General features: G+C 59.4%; 14 protein-coding genes and 2 pseudogenes. 9 read left to right on the top strand and 7 right to left on the bottom strand.

Annotation, left to right across the window (positions count from 1 at the left end; all coding sequences use genetic code 11):
* Positions 1–27: 27 nt before the first annotated feature.
* The 4 genes and pseudogenes from MUN79_RS05120 to glgP (MUN79_RS05140) all read right to left on the bottom strand — a co-directional run bounded on the left by MUN79_RS05120 (position 28) and on the right by glgP (MUN79_RS05140) (position 3,217).
* Complete coding sequence (locus MUN79_RS05120; protein WP_244676700.1) at positions 28–621, bottom strand: DUF1989 domain-containing protein; 594 nt, start codon at positions 619–621, stop codon at positions 28–30.
* A pseudogene (gene gntA / locus MUN79_RS31700) lies at positions 611–1,281 on the bottom strand (guanitoxin biosynthesis heme-dependent pre-guanitoxin N-hydroxylase GntA). Before gntA ends, MUN79_RS05120 begins: the two are co-directional and overlap by 11 nt.
* Positions 1,282–1,568: 287 nt before the next feature.
* Positions 1,569–2,225: an alpha-glucan family phosphorylase gene (gene glgP, locus MUN79_RS05135; protein ID WP_244678279.1), complete on the bottom strand. Its 657-nt coding sequence runs from the start codon at positions 2,223–2,225 to the stop codon at positions 1,569–1,571.
* A 20-nt stretch (positions 2,226–2,245) separates the two neighbouring features.
* The gene (gene glgP / locus MUN79_RS05140) at positions 2,246–3,217 is read right to left on the bottom strand and encodes an alpha-glucan family phosphorylase (RefSeq protein WP_244676703.1); all 972 of its coding nucleotides are present in this window, start codon (positions 3,215–3,217) and stop codon (positions 2,246–2,248) included.
* Positions 3,218–3,771: 554 nt separating this feature from the next.
* Here glgP (MUN79_RS05140) and MUN79_RS05145 point away from each other — a divergent pair.
* From MUN79_RS05145 to MUN79_RS05185, 9 genes and pseudogenes are all read left to right on the top strand, one after another.
* Positions 3,772–3,935 (top strand): annotated as a pseudogene (locus MUN79_RS05145) (cyclomaltodextrinase N-terminal domain-containing protein); the annotation flags it as partial.
* Between the two features lie 174 nt (positions 3,936–4,109).
* Positions 4,110–5,345 (top strand): alpha-amylase family glycosyl hydrolase, encoded by a 1,236-nt coding sequence (locus tag MUN79_RS05150; protein ID WP_445991694.1) that lies wholly within the window; start codon positions 4,110–4,112, stop codon positions 5,343–5,345.
* Positions 5,345–5,518: a cyclomaltodextrinase C-terminal domain-containing protein gene (locus MUN79_RS05155; protein ID WP_244678281.1), complete on the top strand. Its 174-nt coding sequence runs from the start codon at positions 5,345–5,347 to the stop codon at positions 5,516–5,518. The genes MUN79_RS05150 and MUN79_RS05155 overlap by 1 nt, the downstream gene beginning before the upstream one ends.
* A gap of 88 nt (positions 5,519–5,606) precedes the next feature.
* Positions 5,607–6,314 (top strand): SDR family oxidoreductase, encoded by a 708-nt coding sequence (locus MUN79_RS05160; RefSeq protein WP_244676704.1) that lies wholly within the window; start codon positions 5,607–5,609, stop codon positions 6,312–6,314.
* Between the two features lie 119 nt (positions 6,315–6,433).
* Entirely contained in the window at positions 6,434–8,278 is a 1,845-nt protein-coding gene (locus MUN79_RS05165; protein WP_244676705.1) for an alpha-amylase family glycosyl hydrolase, read from the top strand.
* A 76-nt stretch (positions 8,279–8,354) separates the two neighbouring features.
* Positions 8,355–8,897 (top strand): MFS transporter, encoded by a 543-nt coding sequence (locus MUN79_RS05170; RefSeq protein ID WP_244676706.1) that lies wholly within the window; start codon positions 8,355–8,357, stop codon positions 8,895–8,897.
* A 34-nt stretch (positions 8,898–8,931) separates the two neighbouring features.
* Positions 8,932–9,474: an MFS transporter gene (locus tag MUN79_RS05175; RefSeq protein WP_244676707.1), complete on the top strand. Its 543-nt coding sequence runs from the start codon at positions 8,932–8,934 to the stop codon at positions 9,472–9,474.
* A 2-nt stretch (positions 9,475–9,476) separates the two neighbouring features.
* Entirely contained in the window at positions 9,477–9,980 is a 504-nt protein-coding gene (locus MUN79_RS05180; RefSeq protein ID WP_262923047.1) for an MFS transporter, read from the top strand.
* Between the two features lie 219 nt (positions 9,981–10,199).
* Complete coding sequence (locus MUN79_RS05185; RefSeq protein ID WP_244676709.1) at positions 10,200–11,297, top strand: glycosyltransferase; 1,098 nt, start codon at positions 10,200–10,202, stop codon at positions 11,295–11,297.
* A gap of 8 nt (positions 11,298–11,305) precedes the next feature.
* Here MUN79_RS05185 and MUN79_RS05190 read toward each other — a convergent pair whose 3' ends face one another.
* The 3 genes from MUN79_RS05190 to MUN79_RS05200 form a co-directional block, all read right to left on the bottom strand.
* The gene (locus MUN79_RS05190) at positions 11,306–11,713 is read right to left on the bottom strand and encodes a hypothetical protein (protein ID WP_244676710.1); all 408 of its coding nucleotides are present in this window, start codon (positions 11,711–11,713) and stop codon (positions 11,306–11,308) included.
* A gap of 157 nt (positions 11,714–11,870) precedes the next feature.
* A complete protein-coding gene (locus MUN79_RS05195) occupies positions 11,871–13,055 on the bottom strand; it encodes a M28 family metallopeptidase (protein ID WP_244676711.1) in 1,185 nt (394 codons plus the stop codon).
* Positions 13,052–13,591 carry a protease-associated domain-containing protein gene (locus MUN79_RS05200; RefSeq protein WP_244676712.1) on the bottom strand — a complete coding sequence of 180 codons (540 nt, stop codon included), beginning with the start codon at positions 13,589–13,591 and terminating at the stop codon, positions 13,052–13,054. Before MUN79_RS05200 ends, MUN79_RS05195 begins: the two co-directional genes overlap by 4 nt.
* Positions 13,592–13,775 lie beyond the last annotated feature (184 nt).

Raw genomic sequence — 13,775 nt, forward strand, 5'->3', positions numbered from 1 at the left:
CATACGCCAGTCAAGGCCGTTCAGAACCTATTCCTCAATCTGGTAGCCGATGGGCTTGAAGGCGTAGTTATTCGACATTTCTGCCGAGCAGGCCGTGAGGCCCACCAGTAAGTCCATCTTGGCTTCCAGCACCACGTAGTCGCCGGCCTTGCTCTTGGGCGGCAGCACGTCCACCTTACCCGTGTTGCCGTCCACGGTTACGTGCATAAAGATGTTGAAGCTGATTGGAATGGCGTCGGGGCTGATGCCGTACTCCTCCAGGGCCGCACACAGGTTACCGAAGCAGCCGCGGTGCGGCTGGGTGTGCCCGTAAATGATACGGAACGTGTCGGCGCTACAGGGTGTGAGCAGGAAGTCATGCCGGCCGACGGTGTCTTCCACAATCTCGCACATAACGTTGCTGCGGTTGGAATACAGTGGGTGGCCTTTGGTCAGCAGGATAGTCTCGGCGTAGTCGATGGTGCGGCCCGAGGATATAACCTCGCCTTTGTCTTCGAGGTTATAGCACACAAAGTCAGACACTTGCTCGCCTTCAATGTCCACGACTTTGAGGCGCTGCCCTTTTTTGAGCAGAAACGAAACGCCGCTACGGGGCGGGATGATGGTGAGGTTATCGGGCATGTTGGCTTAAAAATGGGCATTTCCAGGCTTCATCATACGCTTTACCGCTGTATTGGTATACTTCCGACGACTGACCAAAGTCTTCCAGCATGGGGTTGATGGAGCCCGAGTACGCTACGTCGCGGGTGCGGATGGTGTCGCGCAGCTTGTTGTAACGGCCTTCGGTACGGATTCGCTCGAACTGGTCGTGGGCATTGAAAACCAGCGTGGGGTACTTGAACTGCCGCGCGGGCCGGCTGCTGCCCGGGTGCAGACCAATCACAAAAAAGGCTTCTTCCTTGAGACTGTAGCTGAAATCGGGGAGTTGACATCGGCCACGACGCGCTTGTCGTAGCCGTAGCGCTGGGCATCCAGGTTAGATACGGCCTGCAGACGCTGCCACAGAAACTCATCAAACTGCGCCTCGGTCGGGTGCTCGGGGCCTTTGAAGATAATGGCCGCACTGTGGTAGAGCTTATCGGACTGCCGATAGGCATCGACAAAGTCGTAAAGGAACTGCAGAATGGCCGCGTCGTCTTTGGGGCAGGCCATGTGGTCGACGACCAAGGTCTGAATCTGGTTCCAGGTGAGGGCCGTCTTGGCAGCTACGCAAGGAAAATCTCGGTTTTGTATAAAATCAAGATATTCCTTTGTTACTATATTTTGCTCGTCATCAGTCATATCCAACAGGTTACTTCACAATCAGGGGCGGAATAGCTCTATTCCTGCTTCTGAATACGACTGTATTTCTGTTGAAGTTTACTAATATAATTGTTAAACAAATCCTGATGATTGGCGTAGGCCTGCCTATTCTTACGGTTGAACTTGCTCTAGGGCTAGACTAAACAGTAAAATGGCCGGTTGAAAGCTCGGCCTTAGCCTCACTGAAAAACCAGAAAGGCGGTCCGACTTATTTGTCGAACCGCCTTGCTGGTACACACTACTGTTCTGTTTCAGAACGCCTAAGCTCAAGCGTTGTACATTTCCTGGTAGTACTCCGTGGCCATGCGGTGCGACTCGAACTCGGGCTCAACTTCGCGCATGGCAGTTTTGGCAATTTCCAGGTACTTGGCGGGCTCGTCGTAGTAAAGCGGCAGGATTTCGTTTTCCAGCACGTCGAGTACGCCCCGGGCTTCCACGTCGTCCTTCACGTGGTCGGGCTCGTTGAGGTTGGCCAGGGGCAGTAGGAAGCCATTCTCGCCGTGGCGCACAAACTCCGGAATCCAGCCGTCGGGGATGCTCAGGCTCAGGCTGGCGTTCATGGCGGCCGTCATGCCGCTGGTGCCGGAGGCTTCACGGGGGAAGCGGGGCGTATTCAGCCAGATGTCGGAGCCCTTCTTAAGCAAAGCCGAAAGCCCCAGCTCGTAACCCGTCAGCACGACGCAGCTCTTAAACTGCTTGGTGCGCTGGATGATGTCGTTGAACATGCCGATGGCGCCGTAATCCTTGGGGTAGGGCTTGCCGGCCCAGATAACCTGCACGGGCCGGTCCTGCTTGGCTACCATCTGGGCAAAACGCTCAAAATGATGCAGAATCAGGTTGGCGCGCTTGTAGCCGGCAAAGCGGCGGGCCCAGACCACGGTCAGCACGTTGGGGTCGAGCAGGGTGCCGGTCTGGTCGGCCACGAAGTCGAACAGCTGCTTTTTCAGCTCCCGCTTGCGTGCCAGCAGGGCCTCATCGTCGTTAGCTTCCAGGGCGGCGTGCAGCTCGGCGTCGCGCCAGTAGGTGCCGTTCTGGGCGTTGGTAATCGGGATGATGGGCAGATGCCTTCGTAGTGGCCCCACATTTCGTTGGCTACCTGCCCGTGTACCTTCGATACGGCGTTGGCTTTGCGCGAGAAGCGCAGGGCCGTGAGCGTGTAGTTCAGCGTCTCATTCTCCACCCGGGCCACCCGGCGGATTTCATCGGCGGGCACGGTGCCGAAGAAAGTCATGTCGGTGAGCAGCTGCATGGGGTGCTCCTCGTTGCCGGCCAGCTCGGGCGTGTGGGTCGTAAACACCAGGCGCTTCTGGACTTCCTCCAGGCTGCGGCCGTGCTTTTCGTAGAGGTAAAACGCCAGCGGCAGGCCGTGGCCCTCGTTGAGGTGGTAGGTGTCCATCTTCACGCCCAGCAAATCGAGGAGCTTACCACCACCGATACCCAGCACCATGGACTGCGCCACGCGGGCGGCCGTGTCGGCGTCGTAGAGGTAGTGGGTGATGGTGCGGGAGATGTAGTCGTTTTCGGGAATGTCGGTGGTCAGGAAGAACATCGGGGCCGTACCGAACGTGTCGGGCGCCAGGTACAGGGCCTTTACTTTCACCTCAGCCCCGTGAATGGTGATGGGAAATACCAGGCCGGTGTCTTCGAGGAAGGAGTAGGACTTGAGGCGGAAATCGGCCCGCATGGTCTGGTCCTCGTTGCGGCCCTGGTCGTAGTAGCCGTAGCTCCACAGCATGCCGATACCGATGAGGTTCTGCTTGAGCTCGTAGGCCGAGCGCATGTGGGAGCCGGCCAGAAAGCCCAGGCCGCCCGAGTAGGTTTTCAGGGCCTGGTCGAGGGCAAACTCCATGGAAAAGTACGCGGCCTGGGTGGAGAATTCAGCGGCAGGCGCGTATGGTTGGAATTGGAAAGACATGAACAGTGGGGAGGGAAGAGGTGAAGCGGAAGGCGACGCGGAGCGGCCCTCCAAGCCGCCAAGGTCAGCACAATTCCGGACTTAAAAAAAGCCCGAACGGCGTGAGCCTCAGAGCAAACGTTTGCATTACCGACTCTTCAGTGCCCAATCTGGCTGCGCACGGACCCTGCCTTGCCTAAATGAAATTCACGACCCGGCACCGGATGGGTTTACAGTATAGCCAGCAAACGAATAAATTACGCAACTAAAACCCGCACTAACCGCTGGAAAACCGGGCTTTTTTCGGCTTATACAGCCTAAAAAGACGGTTTTTTAACTTTACCACGTGCTTCATATTGGACGCTGCGGCTGCTAAAGTTACCTTGCCGTGTCTCTTTTCCGCTGACCTGATTTCGTCCATGAAATTCCCCGCCTTTCTGCCCCTGCTTGCCGGGGCTCTGCTGGCCACTGCTCCCCTGGCTGCTACCGCCGCCGAAGCACCCGCCGCCCCACTAGCCGCCCCGGTCAAAGCCGCTTCCTCCACCCGCATCGACCCAACGTTTTGGTGGGTGGGCATGAAGAATCCCAAGCTGCAGCTACTGGTGCACAGCCCCGGAATCGGGGGAGCACGGTGGCGCTGAGCTACCCCGGCGTGACGCTGGACGGCACCCAGAAGCTGGAAAACCCCGACTACCTGATTGTCAACCTCACGATTAGCCCCAGTGCCAAACCGGGCAAGCTGAACCTGGCGTTTCGGGGCGCCAAGAAATTGAAGTACAGCTACGAGCTACGACAGCGCACTACGCCCGGCGACAAAACCAAGGTGCAGGGCGTGACCAGCGCCGACTTCGTGTACCTGCTCATGCCGGACCGGTTTGCCAACGGCGACCCGAAAAACGACGTGGTAAAAGGCATGCACGCCTCCCGCGTGGCCCGCGACTCGATGTACGCCCGGCACGGCGGCGACCTGAAAGGCGTGGAGCAGCACTTCGACTACCTCAAGGAGCTGGGCGTCACGGCCATCTGGCCTACGCCGGTGGTGGAGAATGACATGCCCAAGGCCAGCTACCACGGCTACGCCCTGACCGACTACTACGCCGTGGACCGCCGCTACGGCTCCAATGAAGACTACGTACGCTTTGTGCAGCGGGCCCACCAAAACGGGCTGAAGGTGATTCACGACGTGGTGCTCAACCACATGGGCAGCAAGAACTACCTGTTTCTGGAGCAGCCCGCCGCCGACTGGTTTCACCAGTGGCCCAGCTTTACGCGCAGCAACTTCCGCGACGCGGCCTTCAACGACCTCTACGCCTCGGACCTGGACCGCAAGCTCTACGGGGAAGGCTGGTTCGACACGACTATGCCGGACTTGAACCAGAGCAATCCGCTGGTGGCCACTTACGTTATTCAGAACTTTATCTGGTGGGTGGAATACACGGGCCTGGACGGCTACCGCATTGATACTTACCCGTACTCAGACCGCAACTTCCTGATGCAGTGGGGCGAGGCCGTGCTCAACGAGTTTCCGCAGCTGGGCATGTTTGGCGAAACCTGGGTGCAGGGCAACGGCCAACAGGCTTTCTTCGCCCGCAACATTCTGCCGCCCGTCAACGGGTTTAAGTCGAATCTGCCCGGGGTGACCGACTTCCAGAGCTACTACGCCATCAACGAGGCCATGACCAAGGACGCGGGCTGGACCGACGGCATTGCCAAGCTCTACTACGCCCTGCAGGGCGACTGGATGTACGAGGACCCGATGCGCAATGTGGTGTTCCTGGACAACCACGACTTGAGCCGCTTCTACTCGGTTATCGGCGAAGACTTTGCCAAGTACAAGATGGGCCTAGCCTGGCTGCTGACGACGCGCGGTATTCCGCAGCTGTACTACGGTACCGAGGTGCTGATGAAGAATTTCAGCAACCCCGACGGGCTGGTGCGCGAGGATTTCCCCGGCGGCTGGCCCGGCGACCAGAAAAACTACTTTACCGCGGCGGGCCGCACCGGGCAGGCCGGGGAGGCCTTTACTTACGTGAGCAAGCTGGCTAACTACCGCAAAACCCACCCGGCCCTGCACTCGGGCAAGCTCACCCAGTTCATCCCCAGGACGGAATTTACTGCTACTTCCGCCACTCCGATGCGGGCACGGTGATGGTGATGATGAACTCGAACAAGGACAGCAAGACCGTGGACATGGTTCGGTTTGCCGAGCGCCTCAACGGCTTCTCGTCGGCCACGGAAGTTACGACGGGAGCCACGGTAGCCGACCTGAAATCGGTACAGATTCCGGCCCGCACGGCCTGGGTGCTGGAGTTGAAAAAGTAGAAATACGGAACACATTGCCGCTTTTCCGCGTCCAATTTTGTAGACTATACTTTCTAAACTTTCCTATCACCCTCTAGCTCTGCCGCGTATGAACGACCTCACCGACAAAGTTGCCATCGTTACCGGAGCCTCACGCGGCATCGGGCGGGCCGTGTCCCTACTGCTGGCCATGCAGGGCGCCAAGGTTGTTTCGGTGGCCCGCTCCACCGACGAGCTGGACGAGCTGGTGCACAAAACCAACGGCCTGGCCATTCCCGCCGACGTGGCCGACGAAGCCGACGTGCAGAACGTGGTAGACGAAGCCATCCGCCACTATGGCCACGTAGACATTCTGGTCTGCAACGCTGGAGTGGGCTCGTTTAACCTGCTGGAGAACAACGCCTCCGACGAGTGGGACCGGATATTCGACGTGAACGTGAAGGGCACCTTCCTGTTCTGCAAGTTTCTGGTGCCCCACTTCAAAAGCAGGAAAAGCGGCCACATCGTGGGCATTACCTCCGACGTGGCCCGGCGCACCTTCGAGCACGGCACGGTGTACGGAGCCAGCAAGTTTGCCCAGGACGCCCTGCTGGGCTCCCTGCGCAAGGAAGTGCGGCCCCACGGCATCAAAGTCAGCAGCATCTTCCCGGGTCTGGTCGATACCTATTTCAACGAATCCAAGCCCGGCAGCCCCGACTCGGAAAAAACCCACCTCAAGCCCGCCGACATTGCCCAGGCCGTGCGCTACGTGCTGGAAGCCCCGCCCCACGTCGTCGTCGACGAGCTCATGATTCACCCCCTGACGCAGGAATGGTGAGATGGTGAAATTGTGAAGTGGTGAGTAAGTCGTTCCGCTGGCGCAAAGCGGCTCGAAATAGAACATCGACTCACCATTTCACCACTTCACAATTTCACCTTTCCTATCTTACCCGTACTATGAAAAAACTGCTAGTGCCTGCCGTGGCCGCCAGTCTGGCTTTGGCGTCTTTCTCCTTTTCACTTCCGAGTTCTTTTTCTTCTGTGTCCGAGCCTAACTCCCTTGCCGACCCGAACACCACCGATGAGGTGCCCCAGGATCATAAGCTGGTTATTTATCAGGTAATGACCCGCCTGTTTGGCAACAAGACCAGCGTGAACAAGCCCTACGGCACCAACGCGGAAAACGGCGTGGGCAAGTTCAACGATATCAACGACCTGGCGCTGCAGGCCATCAAGAAGATGGGCGTGAGCCACGTGTGGTATACCGGGGTGCTGGAACACGCCACGATGAGCGACTTCACCAAGGCCGGCGGCCCCGGCCCCGACGATGCCGACGTGGTGAAGGGCCGGGCCGGCTCGCCCTACGCCATCAAGGACTACTACGACATTGCCCCCGACCTGGCCGTAGACGTCAAAACCCGCAAGCAAGAGTTTGAGGCCCTGGTGAAGCGCACCCACGCCAACGGCCTGAAGGTTATTATCGACTTCATTCCCAACCACGTAGCCCGCAGCTATAAGTCGAATGCCAAGCCCGTGGGCGTGGTGGACCTGGGCGAAAAGGACGACAAAACGGTGGCCTTTGCGCCCAACAATAACTTCTATTACCTGCCCGGCAAAGCTCTGGTAGTGCCCAAAGCCGGCAACCCGCTGGGTGCGGTCCTGGGCCCCAAGGAAGACGGCAAATACGCTGAAATGCCCGCCAAGGCCACCGGCAACGACGTTTTCTCGGAGGCGCCCAAGGTGGACGACTGGTACGAAACCGTGAAGCTCAACTACGGTGTAGACTACCAGAACAACCGCAAAACCCATTTCGAGCCCATACCTGACACTTGGCTCAAGATGCGCGACATCCTGGTGTACTGGGCCCAGAAAGACGTGGACGGCTTCCGCTGCGACATGGTCGAGATGGTGCCTACCGAGTTCTGGGCCTGGGTAATTCCGGAGGTGAAGAAGGTGAAGCCCAACATTATCTTCATGGGCGAAGCCTACAATCCCAAGGAGTACCGCAACTATCTGGAAAAGGGCAAGTTCGACTACCTCTACGACAAGGTAGGCCTCTACGATGGCCTGCGCCGCCTGATGACGGGCTCGGGCAACACCGAGGATATTACCAAGGTGTGGAGCGAGGAAAGCCGGGGCTTTGGCTCCCGCATGCTGCGCTTCCTGGAAAACCACGACGAGCAGCGCATTGCCTCCAAGGAATTTGCCGGTGACCCGCGCACGGCTATTCCGGCCATGACGGTGTCGGCCACGCTGGGCTCGGGCCCGGTGATGGTGTACTTCGGGCAGGAAGTGGGGGAGCCCGCCAACGGCTCGGAAGGCTTCAGCGGCGCCGACGGCCGCACCACCATCTTCGACTACTGGGGCGTGCCCGAGCACCAGAAGTGGATGAACGGCGGCAAGTTTGACGGCGGCAAGCTCGACGGCGTGCAAAAGCAGCTGCGCGACTTCTACTCCCGCCTGCTCAACCTCACGAGCACCAGCGACGCCATCCGCCGGGGCCGGTTCTACGAGCTCCAGGACGCCAACAACCTAGGCAAGAACTACGACCAGCGCCGCGTCTACAGCTACCTGCGCTACACCGACAAGCAGCAGCTGCTCATCATTGCCAACTTCAGCAAGGACGTGACCCTGACGCCCAAAATCGAGATTCCGAAGTCGGCCATGAAAGCAATGGGCCTGGACCCCACCAAGTTCTATACCTACACCGACCTGCTAAACAACGCCCCGGCCACCGAAAACCTAAACATCACGCTCACGCCCCTGAGCGCCTACGTGTTCGAAATCAAGCCGAAACAATAACCCGGTGCGGCTCGGGGCCCCGCGTAGGCCCGAGCTGCTTAGCCTACTCCTTCTCTCCCCTAAAATTCCCCCACAAATGGCAACCAGCGTAGCGGCCTCGTCCGGCACGGACACCCGCCCAAAACCCCGCCTGAGCTTCTGGCAAATCTGGAACATGAGCTTCGGCTTTCTGGGCATTCAGTTTGGCTTCGAGCTGCAGAACAACAACATCAGCCGCATCTTCGAAACGCTGGGCGCCAACAAGGACGACATTCCGATTCTCTGGATTGCGGCCCCGCTTACCGGCCTGGTGGTGCAGCCCATCATCGGCTACTTTTCCGACCGGACCTGGCACCCGTACTGGGGCCGCCGTCGGCCGTTCTTCCTGATCGGGGCCATCCTGGCCACACTGGCCTTGTTTATCATGCCCAACTCGTCGGTGCTGTGGATGGCCGGCAGCATGCTCTGGATTCTGGACGCGAGCATCAACATCAGCATGGAGCCGTTCCGGGCCTTCGTGGGGATAAGCTGCCCAGTGAGCAGCGTACCAGCGGCTTTGCCATGCAGAGCTTCTTCATCGGCGTGGGCTCGGTCATTGCCGCAGCCCTGCCCTGGATTTTCAACAACTGGTTTCATTTGAGCAATACGGCCCCAGCGGCGAGATTCCGCCCTCGGTGAAGTGGGCCTTCTACGCCGGTGGGGTGGCCTTCATTCTGGCCGTGATGTACACCGTGTTTACCTCCACCGAAACCCCGCCGGCCGACATGGAGGAGTTTCGCCGCGAGAATGCCCAGGTTGGCATCCTGGACGGGCTGAAGGAGTCGTTTATGGGCATTTTCCAGATGCCGACGGCTATGCGCCAACTCGCCATTGTGCAGTTCTTCACTTGGTTTGCCTTGTTCTCGATGTGGATTTACTCCACTAACGCCGTCACCAGCAACATCTACAACATGAAGGTAGATGCCGGCCTCTACAGCCGCATCACCGGCTTCGTCGACGCCGAAACCAGCCGCGCCACCGACGCCAAAACGAAAAAGGAGCTGGCTGCCCTGCAGACTGACATCAAGGAAATCAACCAGTTTCAGGCCGCCCAGCCCACCAAGATTCTGACCCTGAACCTGGCCAACTACTACGTGAGCCACGCCCAGCCCACGGCCGCCGACAAGGCCGAGCTGCAGCGGGTGCAGAAGCAGTACAACGATGGGCCGACTGGCTGAGCCTGGCTTCGTCGGTGCGCAACGGGGTGGCGGCCATCTTCGCCTTCATCATCCCGCTGATTGCGGCCCGCACCAGCCGCCGCCGCACCCACATGCTGTGTTTGCTCATTGGCGGACTGGGCCTGCTTTCGTTGAAGTTTATCGGCAACCCCGATTTGATTATGCTCTCCATGGCCATGGTGGGCGTGGCCTGGGCCAGCATTCTGAGCATGCCCTACGCCATCCTGGCCGGGTCGTTGCCGGCCAACAAGATGGGCTACTTCATGGGCGTATTCAACTTCTTCATCGTGATTCCCCAGATTGTGGCTGCCACTATTCTGGGCTGGGCAACGATGCACCTATTTCAGGGCAACACCCTGAATACCATTGCTCTGGGCGGCGTATCCATGATTGTAGCCGGGGTATTTACGCTCTGGGTGAAAGACAACGACGACGTGCACCCCAGCGTCCACGTCGAGAACTCGCCCGGCTACGACACGCCCACGGCCACGGTGCCGCGTACCTAACTGGTTTTCCCAGTCGATGCAAAAGCCTCTTCCCGCCCCGGAAGAGGCTTTTTTGTGGACCTGGGGTAGCTTATCCGCATTTATACGTATTTGTGCGCTACGAATCAGCACTTTTCGGCGTAACGCGCCGGGCCCCGGCCCTCGTATTGATTAGGCTATAAGGTGCGGCCCAGCCTGCGGGTGTGGTCCGGCCTGTCCTGACGACTCACCGGTCTACGTATGCTCTTTGTTACCATCTTTTTCGGCGCCTTCTTCGGCATTTACGCCCTGATTCTAGTGCTGCTGCTTTGGCCCCGGCCGGCTTTGACCCCGCTCACCACTACGCCCAAGGTCAGTATCCTGATTGCGGCCCGCAACGAGGAAGCCAACATTGAGCGGTGCCTGCGGGCATTAGCCAGGCTCAACTACCCGGCCGACAAGCTCGAAATCCTGATTGGTGATGATGCTTCCACCGACGACACAATGGGCGTGGTACAGCGCTTCATTGCCGACAAACCCCAGTTCCGGCTCTTGCCCATCCGCCAGAAGCTGGGCACGGCCCGGGGCAAGGGCAACGTGCTGGCCCACCTCTGCCGCGCCGCCACCGCCGACACCTTCCTTATCACCGACGCCGACATGGCCCTGGCTCCCGACTGGGTGCAGACCATGCTGGCCGCCGCGCCCGAAGGCGTGGGCGTCGTTACGGGTATTACTACGGCCTCGGGCAGCCTCTTTGGCCGCTTCCAGGGCCTCGACTGGCTTTTCGGCCTCAGCCTCATCCGCCTGCTCACCGACCTGGGGCTGCCTATCACGGCCGTCGGCAACAATATGCTCGTGACGCGGGCTGCTTACGAATCCATTGGTGGCTACGAGGCTTTGGCTTTCAGCATCACCGAAGACCTGCAGCTCTTCGATTTGATTGTCCGGCAGGGGTGGGGCTACCGCAATATTATAACACCCTCGGCTTTGGGAATCTCGGTGCCCCAGCCCACGGTAATGCATTTGCTGCGGCAGCGTAAGCGCTGGATGAAAGGAGCCGTGCGTCTGCCCTGGCAGCTAGGCGTGCTGTTTAGCTCCTACGGCTTTTTCTACACCGTGCTGGGTTGGCCAGGCCTACTGCCCCCTACGACCATCGTGCTGCTCTACGCCGCCAAAATAGCGTTCCAAACCTTGTTTTTGCTTATCACGCTCCGGCAGGCCGGGCACCGGGAGTCGCTGGGTGTGCTGGTGCTTTACGAGTGGTATTTGCTGCTGATGTCTCTGGCCGTGCTGGCTTACACCGTGTGGCCGGGCTCTATCCTGTGGAAAGAGCGGCGCTACCGCTGGGCCGAGGGGTAAGCCCGGACTTAGCGCGCTTCCTGCACCGGCACGCCCAGCCACTGGTAAGCGGCCTGCTCCTCAATGAAGGTGCGAAATACCGTTTCATGGGCAGGCAGCCGACTATCAATCAAGTCGCGGTGGTAGGGCGTGACCAGGTAAGCCACCCGAAAAACGGCGTCGGGCAAAGCCTGCTGCATGGCCGAGCGAAACTCGGTCATTACCCAACTGAAGTCCTGCGCTTCGGCCAAGCCCCGGATGCGCAGGTCAATCAGCCAGTGGGCGGCCTGGTGCTGGCGCGCAAAATCCAGCGCTGCTTCGTAGCCCGCGCGGTGCTCCTGCGAGGAAACCAGCCGCAACCAGCGCAGAAACAGGATGCGCAGATCGGGGCGGTAGGTGAGACGCAGGAAGTCGAATTCGGCGGCGGGAGTAGGCACGGTTGAGATAAAAACGAAGGCTAGAATAAGCAGCAGTAAGCTGGACAGAATGGCCCGGCACGTACTCAACAAGCAACGGGCCGTCTAATGTTTAAACAAAAAAGCCTCTGCTGGGTTGCGGAGGCTTTTTTGCAGGTATTTCAAGCAGCTTTACTGACTATTTCTGGGCCAGGCTTTTGTCCCGGATGGCTTTAAACTCGGAGCCGGGCTTCCACTGCGGAAACGTGGTTTCGGCGGCCAGTCGGCTGCCTACGCGGTAGAGCAGGCGGGCATCCCACTCCATGCCGCGGTAGTCGGCCTGGGCGTTGTACTCGTCGGAAGGCTGGTGGTAGTGCTGGGCTTCAAACTCCTCACTCATCTTTTTCATGTAGGCCTTGCCCTTGGTCCAGCTGTCGGCGGTGCCGCTGGCGTAGAGCGAAGGCACGCCCACGTGGGCAAAGCTGAAGTGGTCGGAGCGGAAGAAGTATCCTTTGTCGGCGTTCTGGTCGGGCTGAATGTAGCGGCCTTGCTCCTGGGCCGCGGCCCGGGCGTACTCATCCAGCTCCGACTGTCCGTAGCCGATAACCGTCAAATCCCGCATGGGGCCGGTGTTGGGCAAGTCGTCCATGTTGAGGTCGGCCACGGTTTTGCGGACCGGAAACAGCGGGTGGTTGGCGTAGTACATCGAGCCCAGCAGACCCTGCTCTTCACCCGTGACAGCCAGAAACACGATGCTGCGGCCGGGCTTTTCCTTGGCTTGCTGAAAAGCATTGGCAATGGCCAGCAAGGCCGCGCAGCCGCTGGCATTGTCGGCCGCCCCGTTGTAGATAGAGTCGCCGGCCACGGGCGCCCCGATGCCGAGGTGGTCCCAGTGAGCCGAATAAATGATGTACTCGTCGGGGCGGGTGGTGCCGGGCAGCACGGCCACCACATTCTTGGATTCCTGGCGCCGCAGCTTGTTGGTAATGCTGGTACTGACCTGCAGATTCAGGGGCCGGGCCTTAAAACCTTTCTGGTTGGCGGCGGTGTAGGCTTCCTCGTAGTCCTGGCCGGCGGCCGAGAACAGCTTCTTAGCCGCGTCCAGGGTTATCCAGCCCTCAATGGTGCATTTACTGGCGCCTTTGTCGGCGGTCTGGTTGCGGAGCTTGGCACCCGAGTAGCTGCTTTGCACCACGCTCCAGGGGTAGGCCGCGGGCTTGGTGTCGTGGATGATGAGCAGACCGGCCGCGCCCTGCCGGGCCGCTTCCTCATACTTATACATCCAGCGGCCATAGTAGGTCATGGCTTTACCCTTAAACATCGTCGTGTCGTTGCCCGCGTTGCCGGGGTCATTCACCAGCACCACTACGGTTTTGCCTTTCACGTCGAGGCCGGCGTAGTCGTTCCAGCCGTACTCGGGGCCACCACGCCATAGCCGGCAAATACCAACGGGGAGTTCGTGAGGGCTACTTTTTCCTTTTCCTGCTCGGTAAAGGCCATGTAGTCGGTCTTGTAGTTCAGCGCAAAAGGCTGCTGGCCGCCGCTGATTTGCATGGTGGACGCGGGCGTACCAGTAATTTCCACCAGGGGCACTTTCTGAAAGTAGCTGCCGTCGGGGCCCGGCTTCAGGCCCAGCTTCTTGAACTCGTCGGCCAAATACGTAGTGGCTTTCTGCTCGCCCACGGTGAAGGGCTTGCGGCCTTGGTACTCGTCGGAGGCCAGCACTTTGATGTGGTTGCCGATGAGCTGGGCCGTAATTCCGTCGTTGGGCGAGGCCGGCACGGTGGTATCGGCTGCAGCGGTAGTGCCCGGGGCAGTGGTTTGCCCGGTAGCCGAGTCGGAGCTGCGGCTCTGGCAGCCGGCCAGGCCGTGCAAAACCAGGGCGCTGCCCAGAAGCAAGGAAGAAGTAGAAAAGCGCATGAAAGAATGGGAAAGTGGTTTGGTAGCTCAAGGTGCTGAAAAACACGCATAGTGCCGAGCATTACCCTCCAGAACGTCATGCCGAACAAAGTGAGGCATCCCGCAGCAATGGCAGCTGCTGTGCTTCGCCGGGCTCAGCAGGATGTGCTATTTACCTTGTTCTCTTCCCCATAATCCCAGGCTT

Origin of the sequence: Hymenobacter cellulosilyticus (assembly GCF_022919215.1) — a bacterium.
GTDB lineage: Bacteria > Bacteroidota > Bacteroidia > Cytophagales > Hymenobacteraceae > Hymenobacter > Hymenobacter cellulosilyticus.

Excerpts from the sequence above, each read along its gene's own strand:
- MUN79_RS05120 (WP_244676700.1), bottom strand. The coding sequence starts at position 621 with ATGCCCGATAACCTCACCATCATCCCGCCCCGTAGCGGCGTTTCGTTT.
- MUN79_RS05185 (WP_244676709.1), top strand. The coding sequence starts at position 10,200 with ATGCTCTTTGTTACCATCTTTTTCGGCGCCTTCTTCGGCATTTACGCC.
- MUN79_RS05200 (WP_244676712.1), bottom strand. The coding sequence starts at position 13,591 with ATGCGCTTTTCTACTTCTTCCTTGCTTCTGGGCAGCGCCCTGGTTTTG.
- MUN79_RS05160 (WP_244676704.1), top strand. The coding sequence starts at position 5,607 with ATGAACGACCTCACCGACAAAGTTGCCATCGTTACCGGAGCCTCACGC.
- MUN79_RS05155 (WP_244678281.1), top strand. The coding sequence starts at position 5,345 with ATGGTGATGATGAACTCGAACAAGGACAGCAAGACCGTGGACATGGTT.
- glgP (WP_244676703.1), bottom strand. The coding sequence starts at position 3,217 with ATGTCTTTCCAATTCCAACCATACGCGCCTGCCGCTGAATTCTCCACC.
- MUN79_RS05150 (WP_445991694.1), top strand. The coding sequence starts at position 4,110 with ATGCACGCCTCCCGCGTGGCCCGCGACTCGATGTACGCCCGGCACGGC.
- MUN79_RS05170 (WP_244676706.1), top strand. The coding sequence starts at position 8,355 with ATGGCAACCAGCGTAGCGGCCTCGTCCGGCACGGACACCCGCCCAAAA.
- MUN79_RS05165 (WP_244676705.1), top strand. The coding sequence starts at position 6,434 with ATGAAAAAACTGCTAGTGCCTGCCGTGGCCGCCAGTCTGGCTTTGGCG.